31 protein-coding genes are annotated in these 20,101 nt (G+C 64.5%); 16 read left to right on the forward strand and 15 right to left on the reverse strand.

Going from position 1 to position 20,101, the window contains the following annotated elements; genetic code table 11:
• Position 1: 1 nt before the first annotated feature.
• The 5 genes from VN004_RS01825 to VN004_RS01845 form a co-directional block, all read right to left on the reverse strand.
• Positions 2 to 607 (reverse strand): glutathione S-transferase family protein, encoded by a 606-nt coding sequence (locus VN004_RS01825; protein WP_325606455.1) that lies wholly within the window; start codon positions 605 to 607, stop codon positions 2 to 4.
• Between the two features lie 94 nt (positions 608 to 701).
• Positions 702 to 917: a cold-shock protein gene (locus tag VN004_RS01830; RefSeq protein ID WP_325606456.1), complete on the reverse strand. Its 216-nt coding sequence runs from the start codon at positions 915 to 917 to the stop codon at positions 702 to 704.
• A gap of 201 nt (positions 918 to 1,118) precedes the next feature.
• The gene (locus VN004_RS01835) at positions 1,119 to 1,964 is read right to left on the reverse strand and encodes a 23S rRNA (adenine(2030)-N(6))-methyltransferase RlmJ (RefSeq protein ID WP_325606458.1); all 846 of its coding nucleotides are present in this window, start codon (positions 1,962 to 1,964) and stop codon (positions 1,119 to 1,121) included.
• A gap of 151 nt (positions 1,965 to 2,115) precedes the next feature.
• Positions 2,116 to 2,880 (reverse strand): ribonuclease T2, encoded by a 765-nt coding sequence (locus VN004_RS01840; RefSeq protein ID WP_325606461.1) that lies wholly within the window; start codon positions 2,878 to 2,880, stop codon positions 2,116 to 2,118.
• A gap of 91 nt (positions 2,881 to 2,971) precedes the next feature.
• The gene (locus VN004_RS01845; RefSeq protein ID WP_325606463.1) at positions 2,972 to 3,427 is read right to left on the reverse strand and encodes a hypothetical protein; all 456 of its coding nucleotides are present in this window, start codon (positions 3,425 to 3,427) and stop codon (positions 2,972 to 2,974) included.
• A 256-nt stretch (positions 3,428 to 3,683) separates the two neighbouring features.
• Here VN004_RS01845 and VN004_RS01850 point away from each other — a divergent pair, with 256 nt between their 5' ends.
• The 6 genes from VN004_RS01850 (at position 3,684) to VN004_RS01875 (ending at position 7,413) form a co-directional block, all read left to right on the forward strand.
• Positions 3,684 to 4,154: a hotdog domain-containing protein gene (locus tag VN004_RS01850; RefSeq protein WP_325606465.1), complete on the forward strand. Its 471-nt coding sequence runs from the start codon at positions 3,684 to 3,686 to the stop codon at positions 4,152 to 4,154.
• Positions 4,155 to 4,226: 72 nt separating this feature from the next.
• Entirely contained in the window at positions 4,227 to 4,811 is a 585-nt protein-coding gene (locus VN004_RS01855) for a hypothetical protein (protein ID WP_325606467.1), read from the forward strand.
• 86 nt (positions 4,812 to 4,897) lie between these two features.
• Positions 4,898 to 5,044, forward strand: a complete 147-nt coding sequence (locus VN004_RS01860; RefSeq protein ID WP_325606468.1) for a hypothetical protein — start codon at positions 4,898 to 4,900, stop codon at positions 5,042 to 5,044.
• Between the two features lie 71 nt (positions 5,045 to 5,115).
• The gene (locus tag VN004_RS01865) at positions 5,116 to 5,298 is read left to right on the forward strand and encodes a hypothetical protein (protein WP_325606470.1); all 183 of its coding nucleotides are present in this window, start codon (positions 5,116 to 5,118) and stop codon (positions 5,296 to 5,298) included.
• A 28-nt stretch (positions 5,299 to 5,326) separates the two neighbouring features.
• A complete protein-coding gene (locus VN004_RS01870; RefSeq protein WP_325606472.1) occupies positions 5,327 to 5,689 on the forward strand; it encodes a hypothetical protein in 363 nt (120 codons plus the stop codon).
• Positions 5,690 to 5,832: 143 nt separating this feature from the next.
• A complete protein-coding gene (locus tag VN004_RS01875; RefSeq protein WP_325606473.1) occupies positions 5,833 to 7,413 on the forward strand; it encodes a caspase family protein in 1,581 nt (526 codons plus the stop codon).
• Positions 7,414 to 7,456: 43 nt separating this feature from the next.
• Here the strand turns inward: VN004_RS01875 and VN004_RS01880 are convergent, their stop codons facing one another.
• The 3 genes from VN004_RS01880 to VN004_RS01890 form a co-directional block, all read right to left on the reverse strand.
• Positions 7,457 to 7,840, reverse strand: a complete 384-nt coding sequence (locus VN004_RS01880; RefSeq protein ID WP_325606475.1) for a hypothetical protein — start codon at positions 7,838 to 7,840, stop codon at positions 7,457 to 7,459.
• A 158-nt stretch (positions 7,841 to 7,998) separates the two neighbouring features.
• Positions 7,999 to 8,463, reverse strand: a complete 465-nt coding sequence (locus tag VN004_RS01885) for a hypothetical protein (protein WP_325606477.1) — start codon at positions 8,461 to 8,463, stop codon at positions 7,999 to 8,001.
• Positions 8,464 to 8,654: 191 nt separating this feature from the next.
• Positions 8,655 to 9,086 carry a nuclear transport factor 2 family protein gene (locus VN004_RS01890; RefSeq protein WP_325606479.1) on the reverse strand — a complete coding sequence of 144 codons (432 nt, stop codon included), beginning with the start codon at positions 9,084 to 9,086 and terminating at the stop codon, positions 8,655 to 8,657.
• 370 nt (positions 9,087 to 9,456) lie between these two features.
• Here VN004_RS01890 and VN004_RS01895 point away from each other — a divergent pair, with 370 nt between their 5' ends.
• The 5 genes from VN004_RS01895 (at position 9,457) to VN004_RS01915 (ending at position 12,086) form a co-directional block, all read left to right on the forward strand.
• Positions 9,457 to 9,774 carry a hypothetical protein gene (locus VN004_RS01895; RefSeq protein WP_325606481.1) on the forward strand — a complete coding sequence of 106 codons (318 nt, stop codon included), beginning with the start codon at positions 9,457 to 9,459 and terminating at the stop codon, positions 9,772 to 9,774.
• Between the two features lie 328 nt (positions 9,775 to 10,102).
• Complete coding sequence (locus VN004_RS01900) at positions 10,103 to 10,411, forward strand: hypothetical protein (RefSeq protein ID WP_325606484.1); 309 nt, start codon at positions 10,103 to 10,105, stop codon at positions 10,409 to 10,411.
• Positions 10,412 to 10,427: 16 nt separating this feature from the next.
• The gene (locus tag VN004_RS01905) at positions 10,428 to 11,183 is read left to right on the forward strand and encodes a transporter substrate-binding domain-containing protein (RefSeq protein WP_325606486.1); all 756 of its coding nucleotides are present in this window, start codon (positions 10,428 to 10,430) and stop codon (positions 11,181 to 11,183) included.
• Between the two features lie 2 nt (positions 11,184 to 11,185).
• Positions 11,186 to 11,638 (forward strand): SgcJ/EcaC family oxidoreductase, encoded by a 453-nt coding sequence (locus VN004_RS01910; RefSeq protein WP_325606488.1) that lies wholly within the window; start codon positions 11,186 to 11,188, stop codon positions 11,636 to 11,638.
• A gap of 193 nt (positions 11,639 to 11,831) precedes the next feature.
• A complete protein-coding gene (locus tag VN004_RS01915; RefSeq protein WP_325606489.1) occupies positions 11,832 to 12,086 on the forward strand; it encodes a hypothetical protein in 255 nt (84 codons plus the stop codon).
• Between the two features lie 85 nt (positions 12,087 to 12,171).
• On the opposite strand, the gene VN004_RS01920 is transcribed toward VN004_RS01915, so the two are convergent.
• Positions 12,172 to 13,035: a tetratricopeptide repeat protein gene (locus VN004_RS01920; protein WP_325606492.1), complete on the reverse strand. Its 864-nt coding sequence runs from the start codon at positions 13,033 to 13,035 to the stop codon at positions 12,172 to 12,174.
• Positions 13,036 to 13,185: 150 nt separating this feature from the next.
• Positions 13,186 to 13,491 carry a 30S ribosomal protein S21 gene (rpsU, locus tag VN004_RS01925; RefSeq protein ID WP_325606494.1) on the reverse strand — a complete coding sequence of 102 codons (306 nt, stop codon included), beginning with the start codon at positions 13,489 to 13,491 and terminating at the stop codon, positions 13,186 to 13,188.
• Between the two features lie 284 nt (positions 13,492 to 13,775).
• Here rpsU and VN004_RS01930 point away from each other — a divergent pair, with 284 nt between their 5' ends.
• A complete protein-coding gene (locus tag VN004_RS01930) occupies positions 13,776 to 14,048 on the forward strand; it encodes a cysteine rich repeat-containing protein (protein ID WP_325606496.1) in 273 nt (90 codons plus the stop codon).
• Between the two features lie 293 nt (positions 14,049 to 14,341).
• On the opposite strand, the gene VN004_RS01935 is transcribed toward VN004_RS01930, so the two are convergent.
• The 3 genes from VN004_RS01935 to VN004_RS01945 form a co-directional block, all read right to left on the reverse strand.
• Positions 14,342 to 15,436 (reverse strand): 5-(carboxyamino)imidazole ribonucleotide synthase, encoded by a 1,095-nt coding sequence (locus tag VN004_RS01935; protein ID WP_325606498.1) that lies wholly within the window; start codon positions 15,434 to 15,436, stop codon positions 14,342 to 14,344.
• Between the two features lie 11 nt (positions 15,437 to 15,447).
• Complete coding sequence (gene purE / locus VN004_RS01940; RefSeq protein ID WP_325606500.1) at positions 15,448 to 15,972, reverse strand: 5-(carboxyamino)imidazole ribonucleotide mutase; 525 nt, start codon at positions 15,970 to 15,972, stop codon at positions 15,448 to 15,450.
• 142 nt (positions 15,973 to 16,114) lie between these two features.
• Positions 16,115 to 16,321: a YdcH family protein gene (locus VN004_RS01945; protein WP_325606502.1), complete on the reverse strand. Its 207-nt coding sequence runs from the start codon at positions 16,319 to 16,321 to the stop codon at positions 16,115 to 16,117.
• 228 nt (positions 16,322 to 16,549) lie between these two features.
• Here VN004_RS01945 and VN004_RS01950 point away from each other — a divergent pair, with 228 nt between their 5' ends.
• From VN004_RS01950 to VN004_RS01965, 4 genes are all read left to right on the forward strand, one after another.
• Positions 16,550 to 16,729, forward strand: coding sequence for a YdcH family protein (locus VN004_RS01950; protein ID WP_325606503.1), 180 nt, complete (start codon positions 16,550 to 16,552; stop codon positions 16,727 to 16,729).
• Between the two features lie 126 nt (positions 16,730 to 16,855).
• The gene (locus tag VN004_RS01955) at positions 16,856 to 17,848 is read left to right on the forward strand and encodes a tripartite tricarboxylate transporter substrate binding protein (protein ID WP_325606505.1); all 993 of its coding nucleotides are present in this window, start codon (positions 16,856 to 16,858) and stop codon (positions 17,846 to 17,848) included.
• Positions 17,849 to 17,880: 32 nt separating this feature from the next.
• A complete protein-coding gene (locus VN004_RS01960) occupies positions 17,881 to 18,222 on the forward strand; it encodes a hypothetical protein (protein ID WP_325606507.1) in 342 nt (113 codons plus the stop codon).
• The gene (locus tag VN004_RS01965) at positions 18,209 to 18,544 is read left to right on the forward strand and encodes a hypothetical protein (RefSeq protein WP_325606509.1); all 336 of its coding nucleotides are present in this window, start codon (positions 18,209 to 18,211) and stop codon (positions 18,542 to 18,544) included. The genes VN004_RS01960 and VN004_RS01965 overlap by 14 nt, the downstream gene beginning before the upstream one ends.
• Positions 18,545 to 18,580: 36 nt before the next feature.
• Here the strand turns inward: VN004_RS01965 and VN004_RS01970 are convergent, their stop codons facing one another.
• Together VN004_RS01970 and VN004_RS01975 are read right to left on the reverse strand one after the other, a co-directional pair.
• Positions 18,581 to 19,729, reverse strand: coding sequence for a glycosyltransferase family 4 protein (locus VN004_RS01970; RefSeq protein ID WP_325606511.1), 1,149 nt, complete (start codon positions 19,727 to 19,729; stop codon positions 18,581 to 18,583).
• A gap of 199 nt (positions 19,730 to 19,928) precedes the next feature.
• On the reverse strand, positions 19,929 to 20,101 hold a 173-nt coding region (locus tag VN004_RS01975), incomplete at its 5' end, for an AMP-binding enzyme (protein WP_414710216.1).

Below are 20,101 nucleotides of genomic sequence, written 5' to 3' on the forward strand. Positions count from 1 at the left end.
GTTACGGCACGACGCGCGTCTGTTCGAAGGCGGGCACCTGCGCGGCGAAGCGATCGAGCCAGGCGACGAGCCCTGGATGACCCGCGCGCCAGGTGCCGCCGAAACGCAGATCCTGATAACCGAGTGCGCAGGCAAGCGCGATCTGGCCGACATGCGGGGTCGGATCGAGCGCCTGCGGCTCCGCTTCGAGTTCGGCGAGCGCGCGTGACACCTTGCCGGCCTGATATTCGAGCCAGGGGCCGTGCCGGATGGCTTCGGGCCGATAGCGCGCTTCGTAAACCTGCAGGAGCGACGCATCCAGAATGCCGTCGCAAAGCGCATGCAGCCGCAACGCCGCGAAGCGTGCCTCCGGCTCGCGCGGGATGATGCGGCCGCCACCGGCGAGGTGATCGAGATATTCGAGGATCACACGCGAATCGAACAGCGTGCGTCCGTCATCCAGTACGAGGGTGGGGACTTTGCCGAGCGGGTTCTGCCGACGCAGATCGTCGTTGGCGTTGTTGGTGTCGGCCACAACGAGCGTCACGCGATCCGACAATCCAAGGATACTGGCAGCGATCGTCACCTTGCGCCCAAACGGGGAGGGCGCGGCGGAACGAAGGATCATGCGTGGGCTCTCGATGTGGGAAAAATTTTCGTTGTCGGCGGTCGCGTTTGCGCCGCGCGCGGGCACGTAAGGCAGACGGGATCAGCGCGTCGACTTATCCGGTGATCACGAGGTTGACGGCTTTGGGGCCTTTGCCTTTCTTGTCGGGCTCGACATCGAAATTGATCCGTTGTCCTTCCGCCAACGACTTCAGTCCGGCCTGCTCCACCGCCGTGATGTGGACGAATACGTCACGTCCGCCATCGTCGGGCTTGATGAAGCCGTAGCCTCGTTCGCCATTGAAGAATTTCACAGTTCCCGTTTGAGCCATCGGGGAACTCCCTTCCCACAATTGCTAAGCCGTCGTCCCCCACGGAGCAGCGGCTCGGCCGGACATTCACAATCGGGGAAAGCTTCAGCCTATTTCGGGCCTCTGTCACTCCGCCGGCCCCCCTAAGAGGGCGGAACGTCAAAGCCAGCCGCTCCAGTAAAGACCAATGCCGCGTCTGTGGAAAGAGAATTGCGCGTAAATTCATCGATCCGGAAGGGTGGCAACGCGAATTTCGGAATTTTCTGAGGGCCACAGGGCCTTGGCCAGCGCGGGGAGCAAAATTTGCGCCTCTTCCTTGAGCGTCCAGGGGGCGTTGACCACGATCATGCCGGTGCCGCGCAGCTTGCCGTCGGCACCTCCGGGGCGCGACAGTTCGATCTGCAGGGCCTTTGAGAATGCGAGGGCGGCGAGCCCCCGGCTCCAGCGCGCGATCTCGCGCGGCTCCTTGATCGGATACCACAACAGCATCGTGCCGGTCGGCCATTTGCGGTGCGCGGCGCCGAGCGCCTCGGCCGCGTGCTGCAATTCGTTCGGCTTCTCGTAGGGCGGATCGATCAGGACGAGGCCGCGCTTCTCCTTCGGCGGGATATAGGCGTTGAGTGCGGTCCAGCCGTCGATCTCGATCGCCTTGATGCGGGCATCGCCGTGGACATTGCGCGACAAGAGCCGCGCGGCGCCGGGCTCGTATTCGCACACGATCAGGCGGTCCCGATCGCGCAACCATTGCCGGATCAGCAGCGGCGAACCGGGATAGGCGCGCAGGACGCCGTCCGGATTGAAGGACGAGATCGCGGACAGATAGGGCGCAAGCAGCGCCGCAGCGTCAGGCGCAAAGGGATATCGCCAGACGCGGCCGATGCCGTCCTGCCACTCGCCGCCGCGCGTTGCCTCCTCGCTCGCAAGATCGGTCAGGCCTGCGCCCGCATGGGTGTCGATCACCCGGAACGGGGTGTCCTTCTTGCGCAAATGCATGACGACGCGCGCCAGCAGCGCGTGCTTGACGACATCGGCGAAATTGCCGGCATGAAAGGCATGACGATAATTCATTGCCGCGCAGGGAGACCGGACGCCGTCGTCCGTCAAGAGCCGCGATACAGCGATCGTCCGGATTTCCGGCCGCGCAGGCCGAATTCTCTCCCGCGGCTCCGTCTTTGCGATGGCGGACTGCGCAAGCCCTCCGCCGCGCTCCAGCGCGCAGTCAGCCTCCGCGGACCGGAGGCATCATGACCTTGTCGTTGCGGCAGGCCCTGCGGTCCACTTCCGGGCAGCCGCGGAAGCGCAGGTCTTTCGACATGCAGATCCGCACTTCGCTGAGCCGCCGGCGATCGCAGGTCACCGCGATGGCGTCGGGAGGCAGACCTGGATTGGCTTCGATAAAGGCCTTCTCGACTTCGTCCGGCGTCACCGCGAGATAGGACGTGATCTCCTGATATTGCTTCGGGATCTTCACGGCTTCGCGCGCCTTGCGCACGGTGTCGAAATAGTCCTGCGCGCTCAGGCCGGTGCAGGTGCCGTGGCGGTCCCATTGATTGAAGACGAGGCGCGGCGCCGGCATGATGTCGAGCATGGTGTTGACGATGTTGCGCGACAGCCGTGGCGCCGGCACCTGGCAGTCGCGCGGAAATCCGTTCTCGTGCTGCGGCCACAGGCCGTGCACCACGAAGGAATAGGGTCGTTCGCCGCTGCATTGCTGCAGGGAGGAGCGGCCGCCATTGCGCTCGCGCGAGACTTCGCAGAACGACGGCGACCACGACAGGGCCAACACGTAGAAATCGAACCGGCCGGGCTGGTTGCGCCCCTCGCGCCGATCGTCCTGCTGGAAGCGCGGGCTTGCCCGCTGGGCGAAACGGTCGGCCGCGAACGGCGCGGCGTCTTGCGGCTGCGCATTTTGTGCGAACGCCGTCACCGTCATGATCAGGGAAAAGGCCAGAAAGACCGCGAAGCGGTCCGCAATCTTGCACATGATACGCCCCCGCCGGGTAATGGATACCGCCGGGCAGGCTAGCCCGGCGGATGGAACATTACAAGAACAAACCGGCAATGAAACGGGGAGGTCAGGGCCGCATCATCCGGCAGGCAGGATTGCTCGCCCAGTTGCGATCAAGGCCGACCACGCACCATTCGACGTCCCAGGTGGCGCCGATCATGCCGAGATCCTCGCCGATCAGATAATGCACGGGACGCCAGATCCCGTCCGAGATCAGGACGCGCGCGGAACAGAAGCGCCGCGGGATCGTATCGGGGGCCCAGGGCCGGTTCGCGGTCTCGCGAATGTCGTCGAATTGCACGATGCCCAGACGTGAATTCCAGAACGCGTATTCCTTGCCGCTGAAGCGCGTCTGAATGGTGCCCAAGGCCCATCCGCTGTCGCATGGCGGCAGGTCCCCGCTATAGCGCGGCCCGCTCATCCAGAAATTCTTTTCCAGCCAGTTCGCCGCATGGACCTGTGGCGCCAGCAGCAGCGCCGCAGTCAGCACGGCGAGGGCAAGACCAACACGCCTCACGGACATCGTATCCCCCACCTCAAGCCACCAGACGGTGCGCTGGCACGGGGTCCCGGTCAAGGCCCCGAACGCGGCTGGAGGTGCCACAGGCGCATTTTCCGGCGAAGTGTGGCGCGGGCTTCTTCACAGGTTTTCGTTGCGCGCTTTCATACTCAAGTACCGACGGCTGGGGTTCGCGAGCATAATTTGGCGGGGCGAGGCGCCGCGCTGATTCGCGGCGACGAGTGCGCCGGGAAGGTTTCGCCGGCGCGCGGGGAGAGGGATGGCAGCGAACGCTGTTGCATCGACGCCGAGCATGTTCGGCTTGCGAGCGGCAAGCCGGCTGATGCTCGAGGTCGTCCCGCCCTGGACCCAGGAGATGGGCCTTCTTCTCGAATCCGTAGAGGCCTGGCGGCCGGCAGGGGCCGGCCTCGACTGGAATCCGGGCGCGGTGCTGCGGCTGCCGTTCACCCGCAAGCTCTGCGCCGACGGCAAGACCGTTTCGCCGCAGGCGGTGATGGCGCTGGCGGACGCTGCGATGATTTTTGCCTGCGCGGCGGCGTGGAACGGCTATCGCCCCATGAATGCGGTCGATCAGACCGCCCATTTCCTCGGGTCCGCGCAATTCGATCTTCTGGCCGATGCCCGCATCATCAGGGCCGGGACGATGACCTGCTTCGGCCGGGTCTCGATCTTCGGTGCCTCGCATCGCCAGCCGGTCGCGATGGTGTGTTCGGCCTATACGGTCGTATAGGCGCCCGAGCCGGAACCGGAACTGCCGCTGGCCCGTTGTTCCGGCACGCATCAATCGAAAGGATCGATGGTCATGAAACGGATTTCCTCCGTGATCTGCGGGGGCGCGCTGCTTGCCATGCTTGCGGCGGTGCCCGCTCTTGCGCAGACCAGCACGCAATCTCCGACCCCCGCGCAAGCCGGCGCCGATCCGTCGATGGCCGGGCCGGCGGGATCGAAACAGCCGGCGCAATCGGCGGCGCCCGCCGTCGAGAACCCGGAATCGACCGTTGGGCTGGCGCCGGCCGATCAGCCGGTGAACAACGTCAAGCCGAATGTGGCGGGTGAGGTTGTGCCGTCGTCGCAGAACACCGCGGCCCACAACGAGTCGATCTTCGAGCACGACAGGCAGCCGATCCTCACCCACACGTTCAACTTCACCGCCGAACAGAAGCAGGCGATCGTGAATGCGCTGGCGCAGGACAAGGGCGTGGAGCAAAAAGTTGGTGCCGATCTCCAGGAGACCATGGTGGTGCCGGACGATATCGCGCTGAAGCCCGTACCCGACGCGATCGCGCAGGAGCTTCCCTGGGTGAAGCCCTATTACTACGTGAAGTCCGGCGATCGTATTGCGCTCGTCAATCCGCTGGGCCGCTACGTCGCGGCCATTATCGAATAATCAACCGGTCCATCGTAGATGCTGGCGGCACAATCCCGCCAGCATCCCCGCCCACCTTCGCGATGAAACACGGACAATCTGCCATCATGAACACGTACGGGCTGCGTCTCATCGGATGCGCCTATGGCAGCGTTGTGCTCATCGTTGCGGCGATCGCCTTCGTCGTGGTGACGGCGCACATGAACACGCCCGTCGAGGCGCGGCCGGATAGCACTGTTCTATCCTCGCGATAGCGTTCGCCTGGTCCTCGGGCGGGAACCCGCTCACGCTGCGCGCGTTGACCTCCGACACGGCGGAGGCGGACATGAAAAATCCCTCGATCGAGCGGCGCGGCGGCAATCCTGATCCAAAGAAGCAGCCGGCGCAGTCGAAGCACGCTGACGAAGACGAGAAGAAGCTCGAGCAGGGGCTGGAAGAAACCATGCCGGGTTCCGACCCCGTCAGCATCACGCAACCGGCTCCGAGCAAGGCGGACCGTTCTCATTGATGTTCGAGTTGGCGACATGATGAAGCGCATGCGACGCGTCTTGATCTGCGCAGCTGTCATTGCCCAGGCGACCGGATCAGTAGGCGCGCAGACCAGCGGGTCGGGCACGCCGCTCACCGGCATCGGCCTGACGCAGGATCACAAGCGCGTCATTTACGATGAGGTTGTGAACGAGCCGGCGCGCCGCCTGCCCGAAGGCAGCAATGTGACGATTGGCTCGAGGATTCCGGATTCCATCATCCTCAACGAAATGCCGGTCTCGTTGAAGGACAAGGTCGGCGTGTTGCGCGACTTCAAGTTTGCCAAGCTTCCCGACGAAAGCATCGTGATTGTCGATCCTGCTGCACGCAAGGTCGTGGACATTGTCACGAAGCAGGATAGCGGCCGCTGAATCTGCTTGCCCACTTACTTTCGCGCCGTGGACCGGAACACTTACACACTGTCGTGACCTGATGCCTTTCGCGGACATGGCGCCTTGGAGTGCCTGCTGAGCGCTGTTAGACTTTCGGCGTCGATACAGACGCGAGGCGCTTCGTGACCCGTCTGGCAAGCCTGCTGCTCATCCTCTGGGGTTCCCTGATCGTCACCGCCGGCGACGCGCGCGCCGACAGGATGGTGGCGCTGGTGATCGGCAACAGCGCCTATCACAATACAGCTGCTGTGGCTGATGCAGCGAAGGACGCGGACGCAATCGCGGCGCTGTTTCGCAATGCCGGTTTCGACATCGTCGAAACGAAGCGCGACCTCGGCAATCTCGACATGAAAACCGCGATGCGCGACTTCGCCTCGGTGGCGCGCGGCGCCGATGTCGCGGTCGTGTATTTTTCAGGTCACGGGATTGCGGTGAATGGCACGAATTATCTGCTGCCGGTCGATGCCAAACTTGCGAGCGATTTCGATGTCGAGGACGAAGCTTTGTCGCTCGATCGCCTGATGCGATCCATCGAGCCGGCGAAGCGCGCTCGCCTCGTCATCCTCGATGCGGCGCGCGACAATTCGTTCGTCTCCGCGATGAAGCGCAGCGTATCGACCGAAGCGATCGGCGGACTGGCCCATGTCAATGTGACCGCGCCGGGTACGATGGTCGCCATTGCGGCGCAGCCGGGCGCCGTGGCGCAGGACGGACGGAGCGTCTTCACCGCGGCCCTCCTGAACAAGCTGATGGCGCCGGACCGCGACTTGCGAACAGCGCTGGACGACGTGCGGGACGAGGTGCGGCAAATGACGGCTGGCCGGCAGGAGCCGTTGATTGCCGGCCGGATAGAACAGAGCGGCTTTTCACTTGCGGCGAGTCCCGCAGCCGCGACCTCGACGCCGACCCGGCAGATCACGGTGCTCCCGAGCCCCAACGCGCCGCCGCCCACTCCGCCATCGGAGCAGGTCGCCGCCGATCCGCAGCGCGACTTCGAAGCCGCCGAACGGATTGGCACGATCGAGGCGTGGGATGCTTTCCTGTCCGTGCATCCGGCCGGCTTCTACGCGGCGCTTGCCCGCACCCACCGGGCCAAGTTGGTGACGCCCGGCGAGAAGCCGGGGCAGCCGCAAATCACGACGTTGTCCGCGCCGAGCAACACGGTCGAGCAGCCGATCACCACCGACCCGCGGGCAGTCGCACGCGAGTTGCAGGCCGAGCTGCGGCGCGTCGGCTGCGATCCGGGCGCAAGCGATGGCGACTGGACGGCACGGTCAAGAAGCGCATTGCAGGAATTCAACCGGCGCGCCGGCATGACTCTCGATGTGGCAACGCCAAGCCTCGATGCGCTCGAAGCCGTACAAGGCCAGCGCGGTCGCATCTGTCCGCTGACCTGCGGCAGTGGGCAGCGCGTCGAGGGAGACCGCTGCGTCGCGATCCCTGCCGCGCCGGTCAAGCCAGCCAAGAAGACCGCAGCCGTTCCCGAGCGCAGTCGCAAGGCAGAGCCTCCGGCGCGCAGCCGTACTGCCGAACCGCCTCCTGCACGGCGCGCGGCACCCCCGCCGCCGCGCGAGGCGCGTCAGGAGCGCATCCGGCCGCCGACCGACCGCGAGATCTTCGGCGGGGGCGGTCCGGCGCCGGTCGCGCCGCCGCTCTCCATCGGGATCGGGGGCCGCGGCCTCGGAATCGGGTTCGGATTCTGATTGCAGCCGGGCCACAGGCCCGCGGCTCGACCCCGGTGTCCGGTCAGTCCTTGGTCGACGGCAAGCTCATCGCGCTCGGCCGCAGCTGCGTGAGCGTATCGTTGATGACCTTCATCGTGGCCACGGCCGACTGACTCAAGCCGGCATAGCCGGTGATTTCCCGGCGCACGCGCTCGCCTTCCTTCAGCAGCAGCGATCGGATGGTCTGCAATTCCGAGATCAGCCGGTCGATCTCGGCGACAGTGACACCGGAGACCCGCTCGAGGAGCGTGTTGAGGTTGTCGGCCTCGACTTGCGAGCTTGCATTGGGCTCCACCGGCAGCTTGCTGCGCGTGGAGACGTCGCGGCGAATGAATTCGCGGATCTCGCCCTCGAATTCATTGGAGGCCTGGCGGTCGACGTCACCGAGGCGCTTGATTGCCGTCATGCTGGTACTCCCTTCCATCTGCGCGAGAACGACCCGCGCATTCCCCAGGAAAGGGCCGATAGCCGCATGGGAAAACGGCGTCACAAGAACGTGAACATGGCAATGCCGCGATACGATTGCGGCAAATCTGGCGATGAATACCGGCGCGGAGCGGCGGCTTATTCCGCCCGGCGCCCGATCACGGTTTGCCAGCCGGTCTTGCCCTCGCAATCGCGGGTCTGACGCCAATAGACGAGGCCCGGAGCGGGCTGCTTGCCTTCCATCCGCCAGCGGCCCTCGGCGCGGCAGATCCGCCGCGTCAGCCGTCCGGTGGTGCCGGAAATCTGGTCGTCGCCGAAGGAGATGCTCGCCAGCGCCGACATGCGCCGGCCTTCGGGGCGGTGAAATTGCAGGAGCCGCGCGCCGGCCCCGTTCGGGTCGGTGGCGTAGACCACGCGCACCAGCGTATCGCCGCCATCGGTGCAGGATTGGGAGAACACAAAACCGCCCGCGAACGGGCGCCGCGACATCGGCCCCGCCGTGGACTTGCAACGCATCCGCTGCGTCACGGAGGCGGGGACGTCCTTTTCGGTGAGCGTCTCAACCGCCGCGCCGCCCTGCGCGCGCACAGGTCCAGCGTGCATCGTCACGAGGACAAGCGCAGCGGCCCCCAGGACGGCCCGCATCAAAACCGCGGACGAGCCTCGGCGTATGCGAGAGGCGCCCGGTGAACGATGTGTGCGGTCTGTCATCTTCTCAGCGGCCTGTTGGGCCACGCAATTATGCGTAACTCGCGCAGTGCCGCAATGCGAAGTTTAGGGCCTCGCGGTACAAATCAGGCGACGGCAGAGAGGTCGATGTGGCGGCCGATCGCCTGTTCCGCGGCATCGAAGGTATCGATGACGGCGCGCAGGCCGATCAATGTTTCGCCCGAGAATTGCGCGAACATCGCGATGCGCAGGCTGAGCGTGCGGCCGGATCGCAGATCGCGCGCGCTGATCCGGATCATGCTTGCGGCCTGGTCGCCGTCGGTGAGTGAGCGCTCGACGTTGCAGCCGCGCAGCTGCAGGCTGTCGGACATGCGATCGAGCATGGCGATCACCATGGCCTTGCCCTTGCGGTGGCCGAAGAACGGCAGCAACCCGATCGGGCCGAAGACCGTCCACTCGATTTCGTCGTGGAGGAAACGGGCGAGACGCACGGGCTCGCGGGCGGACAACGCATCGCAAAAAGCACGCGCGAAGGCGTGCATCGGGTGGTCGGTCATGACAGCAATGGCTCCGGAAAAGATGGAGTGGCGCGGGCAATCCGTCCGGACACAATACCGCCGGCACCAGGATACGGATGCGCTTGCAATATTTGAAACTTAAAACAATTCGGGCCGAATGTCAACGATTTTTATTGCAATGCAGCAATTTCGGAAAAGTCATTATTTATCATAAAGTTATGCTGGTCTTCCGCGGGCGGATCGCTTCCATGCAGCGCCGAGTCTGGCGTTTTGGCTGCACCGCACCTATTTAAGTCCTGCCGGTTGAGCCTCGGCTCCCGGTGCGCCCGATTTGCGCTCAATTTCCACGATGTCTCGCCGCGCCGCTTTCTCGTCGCTGCGATGCCTTTGAAGCGACAGGAGTGACCCCATGGCGAACGAACCCCAGGCCATTAATCGTGCCCGTTGGCAGGCCCAAGTGCGTGACCTGAGCGGGTTCGATTTCAAGGCGCCGGCCGAACTCTATCCGAGCCGCAGCCGCCGTGTTCGCGGACCGTTCAGCTACAAGCGCTTCAACACCGCCGCCGAAGCTTTGCGCTTCGCCATCGAGGACATGCCGGGCGGCGCTCTGCTCGGCGCCACGCTCGAGGTCAACGAGTCGCGTTATACCGAAGCGGAAATGCGCGCGCTCTATGAGAGCCCGGCTTTCCCGCTCAAGCGCACCGCCAAGAAGAAGACCGCAGCCTGAGGCGATTGCATCGCATCATGCGGGACGCACAGCGCTCCCGCATGATGGCTAGAGCTACTTCTTGCCGCCTTGCATTTGCGAGGCTTTATAAGCCGAAAGCTGTTTCACCTTGTTGGTGTCGGCCTTCGGCTTTTTCTTTTCCTTGGTCGTCCGCATCTGTCCCTTTGCCATGACGTCCTCCGTTACGGTGGGAGCGGTCGTCCGGTCATTTGCAACGATAGATTAACACTCTTGCGACATTGGCGAAAAGACGCCGAACCGGCGTCCGGCCGGATTCCCCTCCGGCTCGCGATGCTCTACATTCGGTCCGAATCCGGAGACCGCATCGATGGCCTTTCCCACGCCGCTCGCATTGTTCTTGCCGCTCGCCTTCGCCGTGTCGGATGCCGTACCGCGTTTCAACATCGAACCGACCTGCAAGGGCGGCCTCGACAGTCCCGGATTGAACGAGCGCTACAGCCGCTGCATCTCCGAGGAGCAGGACGCGCGCAAGAAGCTCGAGTCGAACTGGTCGCGTTATCCGGCCGGTGACCGCGCGAACTGCGCCCGCTCGGCAGGCATGGGCTCGGGCAGCTATGTCGAGCTCTTGACCTGCCTCGAAATGGATGCCGACGCCCGGCAGCTGAAATTCAAGTAAGGGCCTCGGAAATTCCATGAGTCCGGTTTCGGCGGATGTCGTTAAGGATCTTGCGCCGGCCGGAGTGCTGCGCGCCGCGATCAATTACGGAAATGGTGTCCTCGCCCAGCGCGGGCCGAGCGAGCAGGAACCGCGGGGCGTCTCCGGCGACCTCGCGCGGGAGCTTGCACGGCGCCTTGGCGTGCCGGTGCATTTCGTGTCGTTCGACGGCGCCGGAAAGGTGTTCGACGCGCTCGGCGCGACCCCGCCCGATCCACTGGCCTGGGACATAGCGTTCCTTGCGATTGAGCCGGCCCGCGCCGCCGAGATCGCCTTCACCGCGCCCTATGTCCTGATCGAGGGCACCTATCTCGTGCGCAAGGACACGCCCTACCAGAGCGTGACCGAACTCGATGCGCCGGGCCGGCGCATCCTGGTGACGCCGAAATCGGCCTACGATCTCTTCCTCACCCGCACGCTCAAGCATGCCGAACTCGTGCGGTTGCCTCCGCACGATGACGACGCGCTGATGGATCTGTTTGCCCGCGAGCGGCTCGATGCGATGGGGGGCGTGCGCCAGCTGATCGGCAAATACCTCGCGACCAATCCGGATCTGCGGCTGTTGCCGGACAGCTTCATGGATATCCGTCAGGCGATGGGCACGAAGCAGGGCCGCACCATCGGCGCGCGCTACCTTCAGGATTTCGTCGAAGAGATGAAAGCGTCCGGCTTTGTCGCCGAGGCGCTCAAGCGCAGCGGCCAGAGCGCAACCGTCGCCCCGCCGGCGGCGTAGGCGTGCGCGGCTTCGTTGCAGCGCTGTTTGCGGGCCTGACGCTCGCGCCGTTGCCCGCTGCGGCGCAGCCCTCAGCCGAAGCGGAGATTCGCAAGACACTCGCGCAATGGACCGAGGACTTCAATGCGCGCAGAGCCGATCGCGTCTGCGATCTGTTCGCGAAGGATCTCGTCGCGAAGTTCCGCGGCGCCCCGGAACGCGGTTATGCGCGGCAATGCGAACTTCTGACCAGTGCGCTCGCCGATCCGAAGCGGCGCTTTCACAACGCACTCGAGATTCGCGAGATCCTGGTATTCGGCGATACCGCCATCGTGCGCGTCGTTTGGACGCAGACGATCGGCGACAATGACAGCGGCCGCGAGAGCCGTACGGTCGAGCCTGGGCTCGATGTGTTGCGCCGCGACGCCGACGGCCGATGGCGCATCATCCGCTATCTCGCTTTCGCTGAAGACTAAAGCGCATTGCGGACGCGCTCCGTACCGATCTCCGACAATTCGCAAGCGCAGCATCCGTACAGTGAGTGCGGATGAATGTTGAGCCATGTCGCCATCGTTCCCGCGCATCGCAAAATAATCTCTCTGCTCAAGGGGAACGTTGACGCTCTCCCTCCGTTGAAGGCGCAGTTCTAAAACAGAGGGACGAACCGGTATGAAGAAACTGTTTCTCGTTGCGGCCGCTGCTGCTGTCGTCGGCTTTGCAGTGCCTGCATCCGCGCAAGTGAATGTCCGCGCAGGCGACCACGGCGTGAAGGTGCGCGTCGGTCCCGGCCATCCGCATCACCACGGTCATGCGCGCAGTCATTGGCGCGGGCACCATGCGCGCGGTGATTGCCGCGTGATCCGCTCGAAGACCGTGACGCCGGGCGGTCGCGTGATCATCAAGACCCGTCAGGTCTGCCGATAATCGCTATCCGTGCAGCAAGCGGCCTCGCGCAAGCGGGGTCGCTTTGCATTTTTGAAGGCAGGCGTTTGCTCGATAACAGCGCGCTTCAGAAGGCCTGATAAGTGCGCCCGTATTGTCCGCCGACCCGGCGAAAGCCCTCGGCCGCAGGCGCATAATTCTGCTGGATGTTGATCGCCTTGGCGTATGAGCCCGCGGCCTTTTCCTTGTCGCCCAAACGCTCATAGGCGAGGCCGCGGCTGGTCCAGGCTGCAAAATTCTGTTCGTCGAGCTGCACCGCATTGTCGAGATCGCTCGCCGCTGCCTTTGCGTCGCCGATGGCGAGATAGGAGAGGGCACGCGCGATCCATGGATCGGCTTCGCGGGGCGCAAGCGTTGCGGCGGTCGAGAAATCGTCGATCGCGAATTGATGCTGCCCCGTGCCCTGATAGAGCAGCCCGCGATTGTAATAGGCCTGCGCATTGTCCGGGCGGATCGCGATCGCGCGATTGAAGTCTTCCAGCGCCCTCATCGTCTGCTTCTTGTCGCGCCAGGCGAGGCCGCGGCCGAGCAGGGCCGTTGCATAATTCTCGTCGATGCGCAGAGCCGCGTCATAGTCCTTGATTGCCAGATCGGGCTGGCCATTCTGCCGATGCACGAGCCCGCGATTGGCATAGGCCTCCGCATATTTCGGATCGAGCTGGATCGCCTTGTTGAAATCGAGCAGGGCTTCCTTGCGGCGACCCGACGAGGCCAGCACGGTGCCGCGCATGTTGTAGGCCTGCGGATCGTTCGGCTGCGACTGGATCACTTCGGTCAGCGAAGCGATGTTTGCAGGCGAGGCCGAATAGGTCGCCTCGGGCCCCATCACCCCATGCTCCAGCATTGTCGAACAGCCGGCGAGCGCCAGACCGGCGGCGACGCTTGCAAATCCGAAGGAGCGGCGGGGTTGCGAGAGGGTGGGGTGGCTCATTGCACCCATCATAAGCGCAGCGGCGTGGCGGTAAAACGGCGGGTTGCGCGATATCGCGCGCCTTTGGTCCGCGCTCGGCACCCCACAAAAAGCAAAACCGCCGGAGTGTCCTCCGGCGGTCTGCCAATCCCTCGTGCAGGAATGTCGATCTCAGCGCGGTCCGCCCGCGAAGCCGCTTCCGCCACCCGGACGCGGTCCGCGACCGCCGTCACGGCCACCGGCTCCGCCGGGCACCACCTTCGGCTTCATCGGCAGCAGCCCTTCGCGCTGCAATTTCTTGCGCGCGAGCTTGCGTGCACGCCGCACGGCTTCCGCCTTCTGGCGCGCCTTCTTTTCAGACGGCTTTTCGTAATGGCCGCGAAGCTTCATTTCGCGGAAAATGCCCTCGCGCTGCATCTTCTTTTTCAGCGCTTTCAGGGCCTGATCGACATTGTTGTCACGGACAAGAACTTGCACGGATGATCCTTCTTCACGGAAGCCACTGCACCGGGCGGCCGGCGGGCAGGGGCGCGAATTGATGTTCGGGAGCCGGAAGGGCTTCATTCCAGGCCCTTCGAGTCGGGGCGGCAATATCAGAAAGCTGCGTCAAAGTCCACTTCCGACTGATCCGCGGGGCTGAGCCGGTCCCTCCGCGCGCGGCCTCCACAGGCCCGATGTCACAGCCGCCCACTTTTCGGGCTCCGGCCTTGTTTGACTCGCCTTTGTGAGCCATGCCGCAGATGCAAGCTCAAGGAGGTCAGATGTTTGCATCCAAGGCGGCGGTTTTCCTGACGATTCTGACACTGGGCGGGACGGGAATGGCACTTGCGCAGCAGCAACCGGGCCCGGTTCCGCTTCCCTTTCCGAACATGATGCAGGGCACGCCGGAGGAGGAGCGCGCCTGCGCTCCGGATTCGGCCAAATTCTGCCAGCGCTTCGAGCCGGACCCGCTCCAGGTCCTCGGCTGCCTGCAGCGCAATCGGGCCCAGATCAGCAAGGCCTGTCAGGCGGTTCTGCGGAACCGGGGGGTCTGAGGGGACGGGCGCTGGCTTCCTGCCGGGAGCCCCACCATCAGCCGTTCGTCCCCGCGAAAGCGGGGACCCAGACCACCGCTCTGCGATATCGGTCCGCGCCTTTGCGGGGACGACCATGTCCTGGCGCTGAATTCATGGCGCTGAATCGATCGGCCTCATCCTGAGGAGCGCCCGAAGGGCGCGTCTCGAAGGATGGGCCGCCCTCTCCTTCGAGACGGCGCGGACGCGCCTCCTCAGGATGAGGGCGGAAGAAACCCTGGATTGCCGCTTGCGCGGGAACGAGCGGCGCAGGGCTAATCCACCTGCACCCGCGTCACATGCCCCATCTTGCGGCCCGGCACCGGATCGCCCTTGCCGTAGATGTGGACCGAGGCGCCTGGCACCGTCAGCCAGCGGCCATAATCGGCGGCCTCGGCGCCGATCAGGTTCACCATCTCGACCCGGCCGAGCCTCACCGGAACCGCCAGCGGCCAGCCGGCAATGGCTCGGATATGCTGCTCGAATTGCGAGACCGAGCAGCCGTCGATGGTCCAGTGCCCGGAATTGTGGACCCGCGGCGCGATCTCGTTGACCAGCACCCGATGCGCCGTGCCCTCGCGCAGGACGAACATTTCGACCGCCAGCACCCCGACATAGTCGAAGGCGGTGGCGATGCTTTCCGCGATCCGGATGGCTTCGGCGGCAATCGCATCCGGAATCCCGGCGGGTACGCGCGACACCTTGAGGATATGGTCGCGGTGCTCGTTCTCGGTGACATCGAAGCTTTGCAGCGAGCCGTCGCGGCCGCGCGCAACAACCACTGAAACCTCGCGCTCGAAGGGCACGAAGCCTTCCAGGATGCAGGCGGCACCGTTGACCGCACGCCAGGCCGCACCGGGATCGCCACCGACGTCGATCTTGTGCTGGCCCTTGCCGTCATAGCCGAAGCGCCGCGTCTTCAGGATCGCCGGCAGTCCGACCTTGCGCACCGCCTCGAACAGCTGCGGCGCGTCGCTGACCGCGGCATAAGGCGCGGTCGCGATCCCGAGACTGTCGACGAATTCCTTTTCGATCAGCCGGTCCTGCGTGGTTGCGAGCACGCGGGGATCCGGAAGCACCAGGCTGTTTTGCGCCAGAAACGACGCGGTCTGCGACGGCACATTCTCGAATTCGTAGGTGATGACGTCGCAGTCGTTGGCGAAGTCCGACAGCGCATCGCGATCGTCATAGGCGGCGATTGTCGCGCGCTTGACCACATCGAAGGCGCAAGCATCGGCATCCGGCGCGAAGACGTGGCAATTCAGCCCGATGCGCGACGCCGCCTGGGCCAGCATCCGCGCGAGCTGGCCGCCGCCGAGAATGCCGATGGTGGCGCCGGGGGCAAGCGGGGTGTTGTCGCGCCTGGTCATCGCCGGCTCGTTCACGCCGGCTGCGCGATGGCGGATTTCGGCCGCTTGGCGACGCTTGCAGTCTGCGCCTTGCGGAAGCTCGCGAGCCGCTTGGCGAGTCTCTTGTCGTTGAGCGCCAGCACCGCGGCGGCGAGGAGCGCGGCGTTGACGGCGCCGGGCTTGCCGATGGCCAGCGTGCCGACCGGGATACCGGCCGGCATCTGCACGATGGAGAGAAGCGAGTCCTTGCCCTCGAGCGCGGTGACATTCATCGGCACCCCGAAGACCGGCAGCGTCGTCATCGCCGCCGCCATCCCCGGCAAATGCGCAGCGCCCCCGGCGCCGGCCAGGATGATCTTGTGCTTCTTGTGCGCCGACTTGGCGAAGGCATAGAGCCGGTCCGGCGTGCGATGCGCCGACACGATCAGCGCCTCGTAGCCGATTTTCAGGCGATCCAGCGTCTCGGCGGCATGCTGCATGGTCGCCCAGTCGGACTGGCTTCCCATGATGATCGCGACGGGCTTCTTCCTGGAGGATGATTTCGGCCGGGGGGCCATCGACACGGTTCCATGAACGAAAGAAGCGGCCGACTATACGCAGGGCGATCAAGGCAGCAAGCAAAAGCCCCGCTTTGTCCCGTCATTCCAAAGGCTGGATCAGCCGGTCGGCGAGGGAACTGCAGAGCGGCGCGGGCGCCCGTTACGCGATGATATCCGGGGTGAGCTGGTCCTCGATGAAGGCGATGCGATCCCGCAGGATCAGCTTGCGCTTCTTCAGCCGCTGCACCTGAATCTGGTCACGGCCGGGCGCGTCACTCAGCGCCTCGATCGCGGTATCGAGGTCGCGGTGTTCCTGCTGCAGCCGCGCGAGTTCCGCGCGCAATGCATTCTCGTCGTCGCCCGTCATCCTCTCGAAAGAAAACCCCGCACCGTCAACGAGTTGCCACCGATGCCCTGAGCGGGCCGGGTTCCTGTCTTGTGCCGCTTTACGGTCCTTCGTTCAAGCCGATCATCGGCTAGTAACGAAAAGCGGGGATTTGCCGCATCGCAGCAAATGGCGTTGTCGACTTGCCACAATCTGCGTGCAAGACTGACCGGGCTAGGACTCCATCCCAATCAGGAGGCCAAATCCCCCATGTCGATTCAAGAGAACCTTGTAGAACTCAAGGCTCGCCATCGCGAGCTTGAGGAAGCGATCGCCGATGCCCTCGCGCATCCGTCGACTGACGACGCCAAAATCGCTGAGTTGAAGCGTCGCAAGCTGCAAGTGAAGGATGAAATCGCCCGGATGCAGGCATCGACCAGTCTCCATTGAGCGATTGACCTGATGTTATGAAGCGGTCGCGCCGCCGGCTCTCCGAACGGAGCCGGCGGTCTTGTTTTATCGGGGCCAGCATCTGACATTGCATGTCGGCTCGGAATGGTCACAGGGACAACAGCCATGCGTGAGGCAGTGCCGACAGGCGCGAGACTGATGTTTGCGATGCTCATCGCTCTGGCGGGTTTCGTCGCGCCGGGTTCAGTATCCGCCCAGGATTATCCGAACCGCCCGATCACGCTGATCGTGCCGTTCCCGCCGGGCGGCGGCAACGATGCGATGGCGCGGATCATTGCCGAGAAACTGTCAACCTCGCTCGGCCAGCAGATCGTGGTCGACAATCGCGGCGGCGCCGGCGGCGTGATCGGCTCGCGCGCGGCGGCGAAAGCTGCGCCCGATGGCTACACGCTCCTGCTCGGTCATACCGGGACCATGGGCATCAATCCGAGCCTCTACGCCAATCCCGGCTACGACATCCGCAAGGATTTCGCGCCCATCGGTCTGATCGCCGTCATGCCGATGGCGTTCATGACCCAGCCCGCGTCGCCATACCGGACCATCGCCGACGTGATCGCCGCGGCGAAGGCTTCGCCCGGCAAGATCAATGTCGGGTCTTCGCCGAAAGGCACCGGCTCGCATCTCTGCGCGGAATTGTTCATGGCGTCGGCCGGCGTGCAGATGAATCTCATTCCCTACAAGGGCACGGCGCAAAGCATCACCGATCTGGTCGGCGGCCATGTCGCGATCGCCTGCAACATCATCCCGCCGGCCTTCGGCAACCTGAAAGCCGGAACGCTGCGTCCGCTCGCGGTGACTTCGGCCAAGCGCTCGAGCCATTTCCCCGATGTGCCGACCGTCGCCGAATCCGGCCTGCCGGGATTTGAGGCCGATCTCTATTACGGGCTGCTGGCGCCGGCCGGTACGCCGCGTCCCATCATCGAGCGGCTGAACAAGGAATTGCGGGCGGCGCTCGCGCAGGACGATGTGCGCGCGCGCATTGCGAATGATGCGGCGGAGCCGTTGTCGAGCAGCCCCGAAGAGCATGCCGCGTTGCTCGATCGCGACGAAACCAAGTGGTCGACCCTGATCAGGAAACTTAATCTGAAGATCGACTGATGCGCCGACTGGTCTTCGCATTGATGGCATGCATGATCTGCAGCTGCGCGCTTGCAGCGGATCAGGCCGTGCCGCCTCCACCAGGCGCCGCGGCCCCGTCTTCGCCGACGGGAGAGAAGCCATCCGACGATTCGAAGCTCGATCTGCAGACACCGGAGAGCGAAGCGTCGAAGCCCGACGAAAGCTGGTGGCAGAAGCTCATTCGCGCGGCGCCGAATTGCAGGGTCTTCACCGACGGGTGCCGGACCTGTAGCCACACGGTCTGCTCGAATATCGGGATTGCCTGTCAGCCGAAGGAATGGGTCTGCAGCGACACCGATCCGAAGACAACGCCAGAGGCCAAGCCGGATGCCGCTCCCGATGCAAAGAAATGATCGTTCCCGCCTCGCGCTCGCGGCCGTTGCGGTTCTGCTGCTGTCAGGTCCAGCGCCGGTGCAAGCGCAGGACGTGCGCGGTCTCGAAGTCTGCACCGCCGAAAAGCAGATGGAGCGCCGCACCGGTTGCCTGCAGGCCAACACGGAATTTCTTCAAGGCGTCATCGAACGCAATGCGCGTGACGCACGGCTCAAGCTCGACGCGGCCGCCAAGGAGCTCGCAGCGGCGCGCAATGAGATCGGTGCGTTGAAGGCGGCGCTTGCCGCTACGCAGGCACGTCTCGACAAGCTCGAGACGGCTTCGGAGAAGGGCAAGAAATAGCGCGTCAAACGCGCGCAGAGTGTACAGCCGCCAGACCTATTCCGCGGCGAGAACGGCGTTGCGCACCGGGATGGCATCGGCCATCGCATCGACATAGGCGGCGATCACGCCGTCCACCATCGTGTCGACCGAGAACGCCGCCGATACACGCTGGCGCAGCTCTGCCGCGAGCGAAGCGGCTTGCGCCGGTTCATCGATCCTGCGCGCGATCGCGTCGGCGAGCTCCTGCGTGTCGCCGGCGGGGATGAGGTTTGCTGAAAGCGGGCCGTAAATTTCCGGGATGCCGCCGACATTGGTGGTGATCAGCGGATGGCCCGCCGCCGCCGCCTCGAGGACGACATAGGGCAGCGATTCCGCGCGCGAGGGGATCACCATGATCCGCCCGAGTGCGAGCGCTTTGCGCGCCGGCATCGCCGGCAGAAAGCGGATGCTGTTTTGCAGTTCCAATCGCTTCACCTGGGCCTCGAGCGAAGCTTTCTCCGGCCCGCTGCCGATCAGGGTTGCGGTCACGGTTCGGCCGCTGTCGTGCAATCGCGCGAGGGCGTCGATCAGGATGTCGATGCCCTTCACCGGGCGAAACTCGCCGATGAAAACAAGGTCGGTCGCATCGGGTACAGGCGTAACCGGCGCAAATTCGCTCTGCGAGACGCCGTTGTGAATGACGCGCACGGAGCCATTCGGCGTGCCGATCTTGTCGCGGAAGATCCGGCCGCTATAGGCGCTCTCGAACAGATACAGGGAGCGTCGCGCCAGCAGCAATCGTTCGAGCGCCAGATACATCCGGCCTGACATGTTGTCGTGATTGAGCAGCAGGCTGCCGCCATGCGGGGTATAGGCGCGCAGCACGCGCCGCCCCGGCGTCGCAAGCCGCGCATAGGCGCCGCCCTTGGCGCCGTGGCCGTGAATGACGTCTGCGCCGGTCTGCCGGATGCGCTGGGTCACATGGAATATCGCGGGCGCGTCGAGCGGATCGAGCTGGCGGCGCATCGGGATGCGGCTCAGGCCGAGCGCAAGCTGCGGCGTCAGCTCGGCGAAAATCCCGTCGGCGCGCGCATCTCCCGTCAGGGAATCGGCGATGATGCCGACGCGGTGTCCGCGATCGATTTGACCGCGCACGAGATCGACGACGTGTCGAAACAATCCGCCGATCGGAGCTCGGAACACATGCAGGATGTTCAGTGACATGGCGCGCTTCGCCTATCCGTAACGCTTCCTCATCACTGTGCTGGAAAGCTGACACAAAAAAGGAAGCGGGGCCGCAATTCGACGAAGCCTTACCGCATCGCCTTTGCTGCAACATTAACGCAATACGAGAGTCACGGCCGGATATACGCAAGCGCGCGGCGTGATGACGCTGAAACAGAGTGGTTACCTTAACGTCCGGTTACACGTCTTTGGCAATGTCGCGTAATCGGAATTTCTGGATCTTGCCGGTCGAGGTCTTCGGCAGTTCGCGGAACACGATGTGACGCGGCACCTTGTAGCCGGCGAGATTCTGCTTGCACCAGCCGATCAGATCGTCCGCGCTCGCGCTCGCGCCGGGCTTGAGTTCGACGA

This window comes from Pseudorhodoplanes sp., from assembly GCF_035565855.1.
Classification (GTDB): Bacteria; Pseudomonadota; Alphaproteobacteria; order Rhizobiales; family Xanthobacteraceae; genus Pseudorhodoplanes.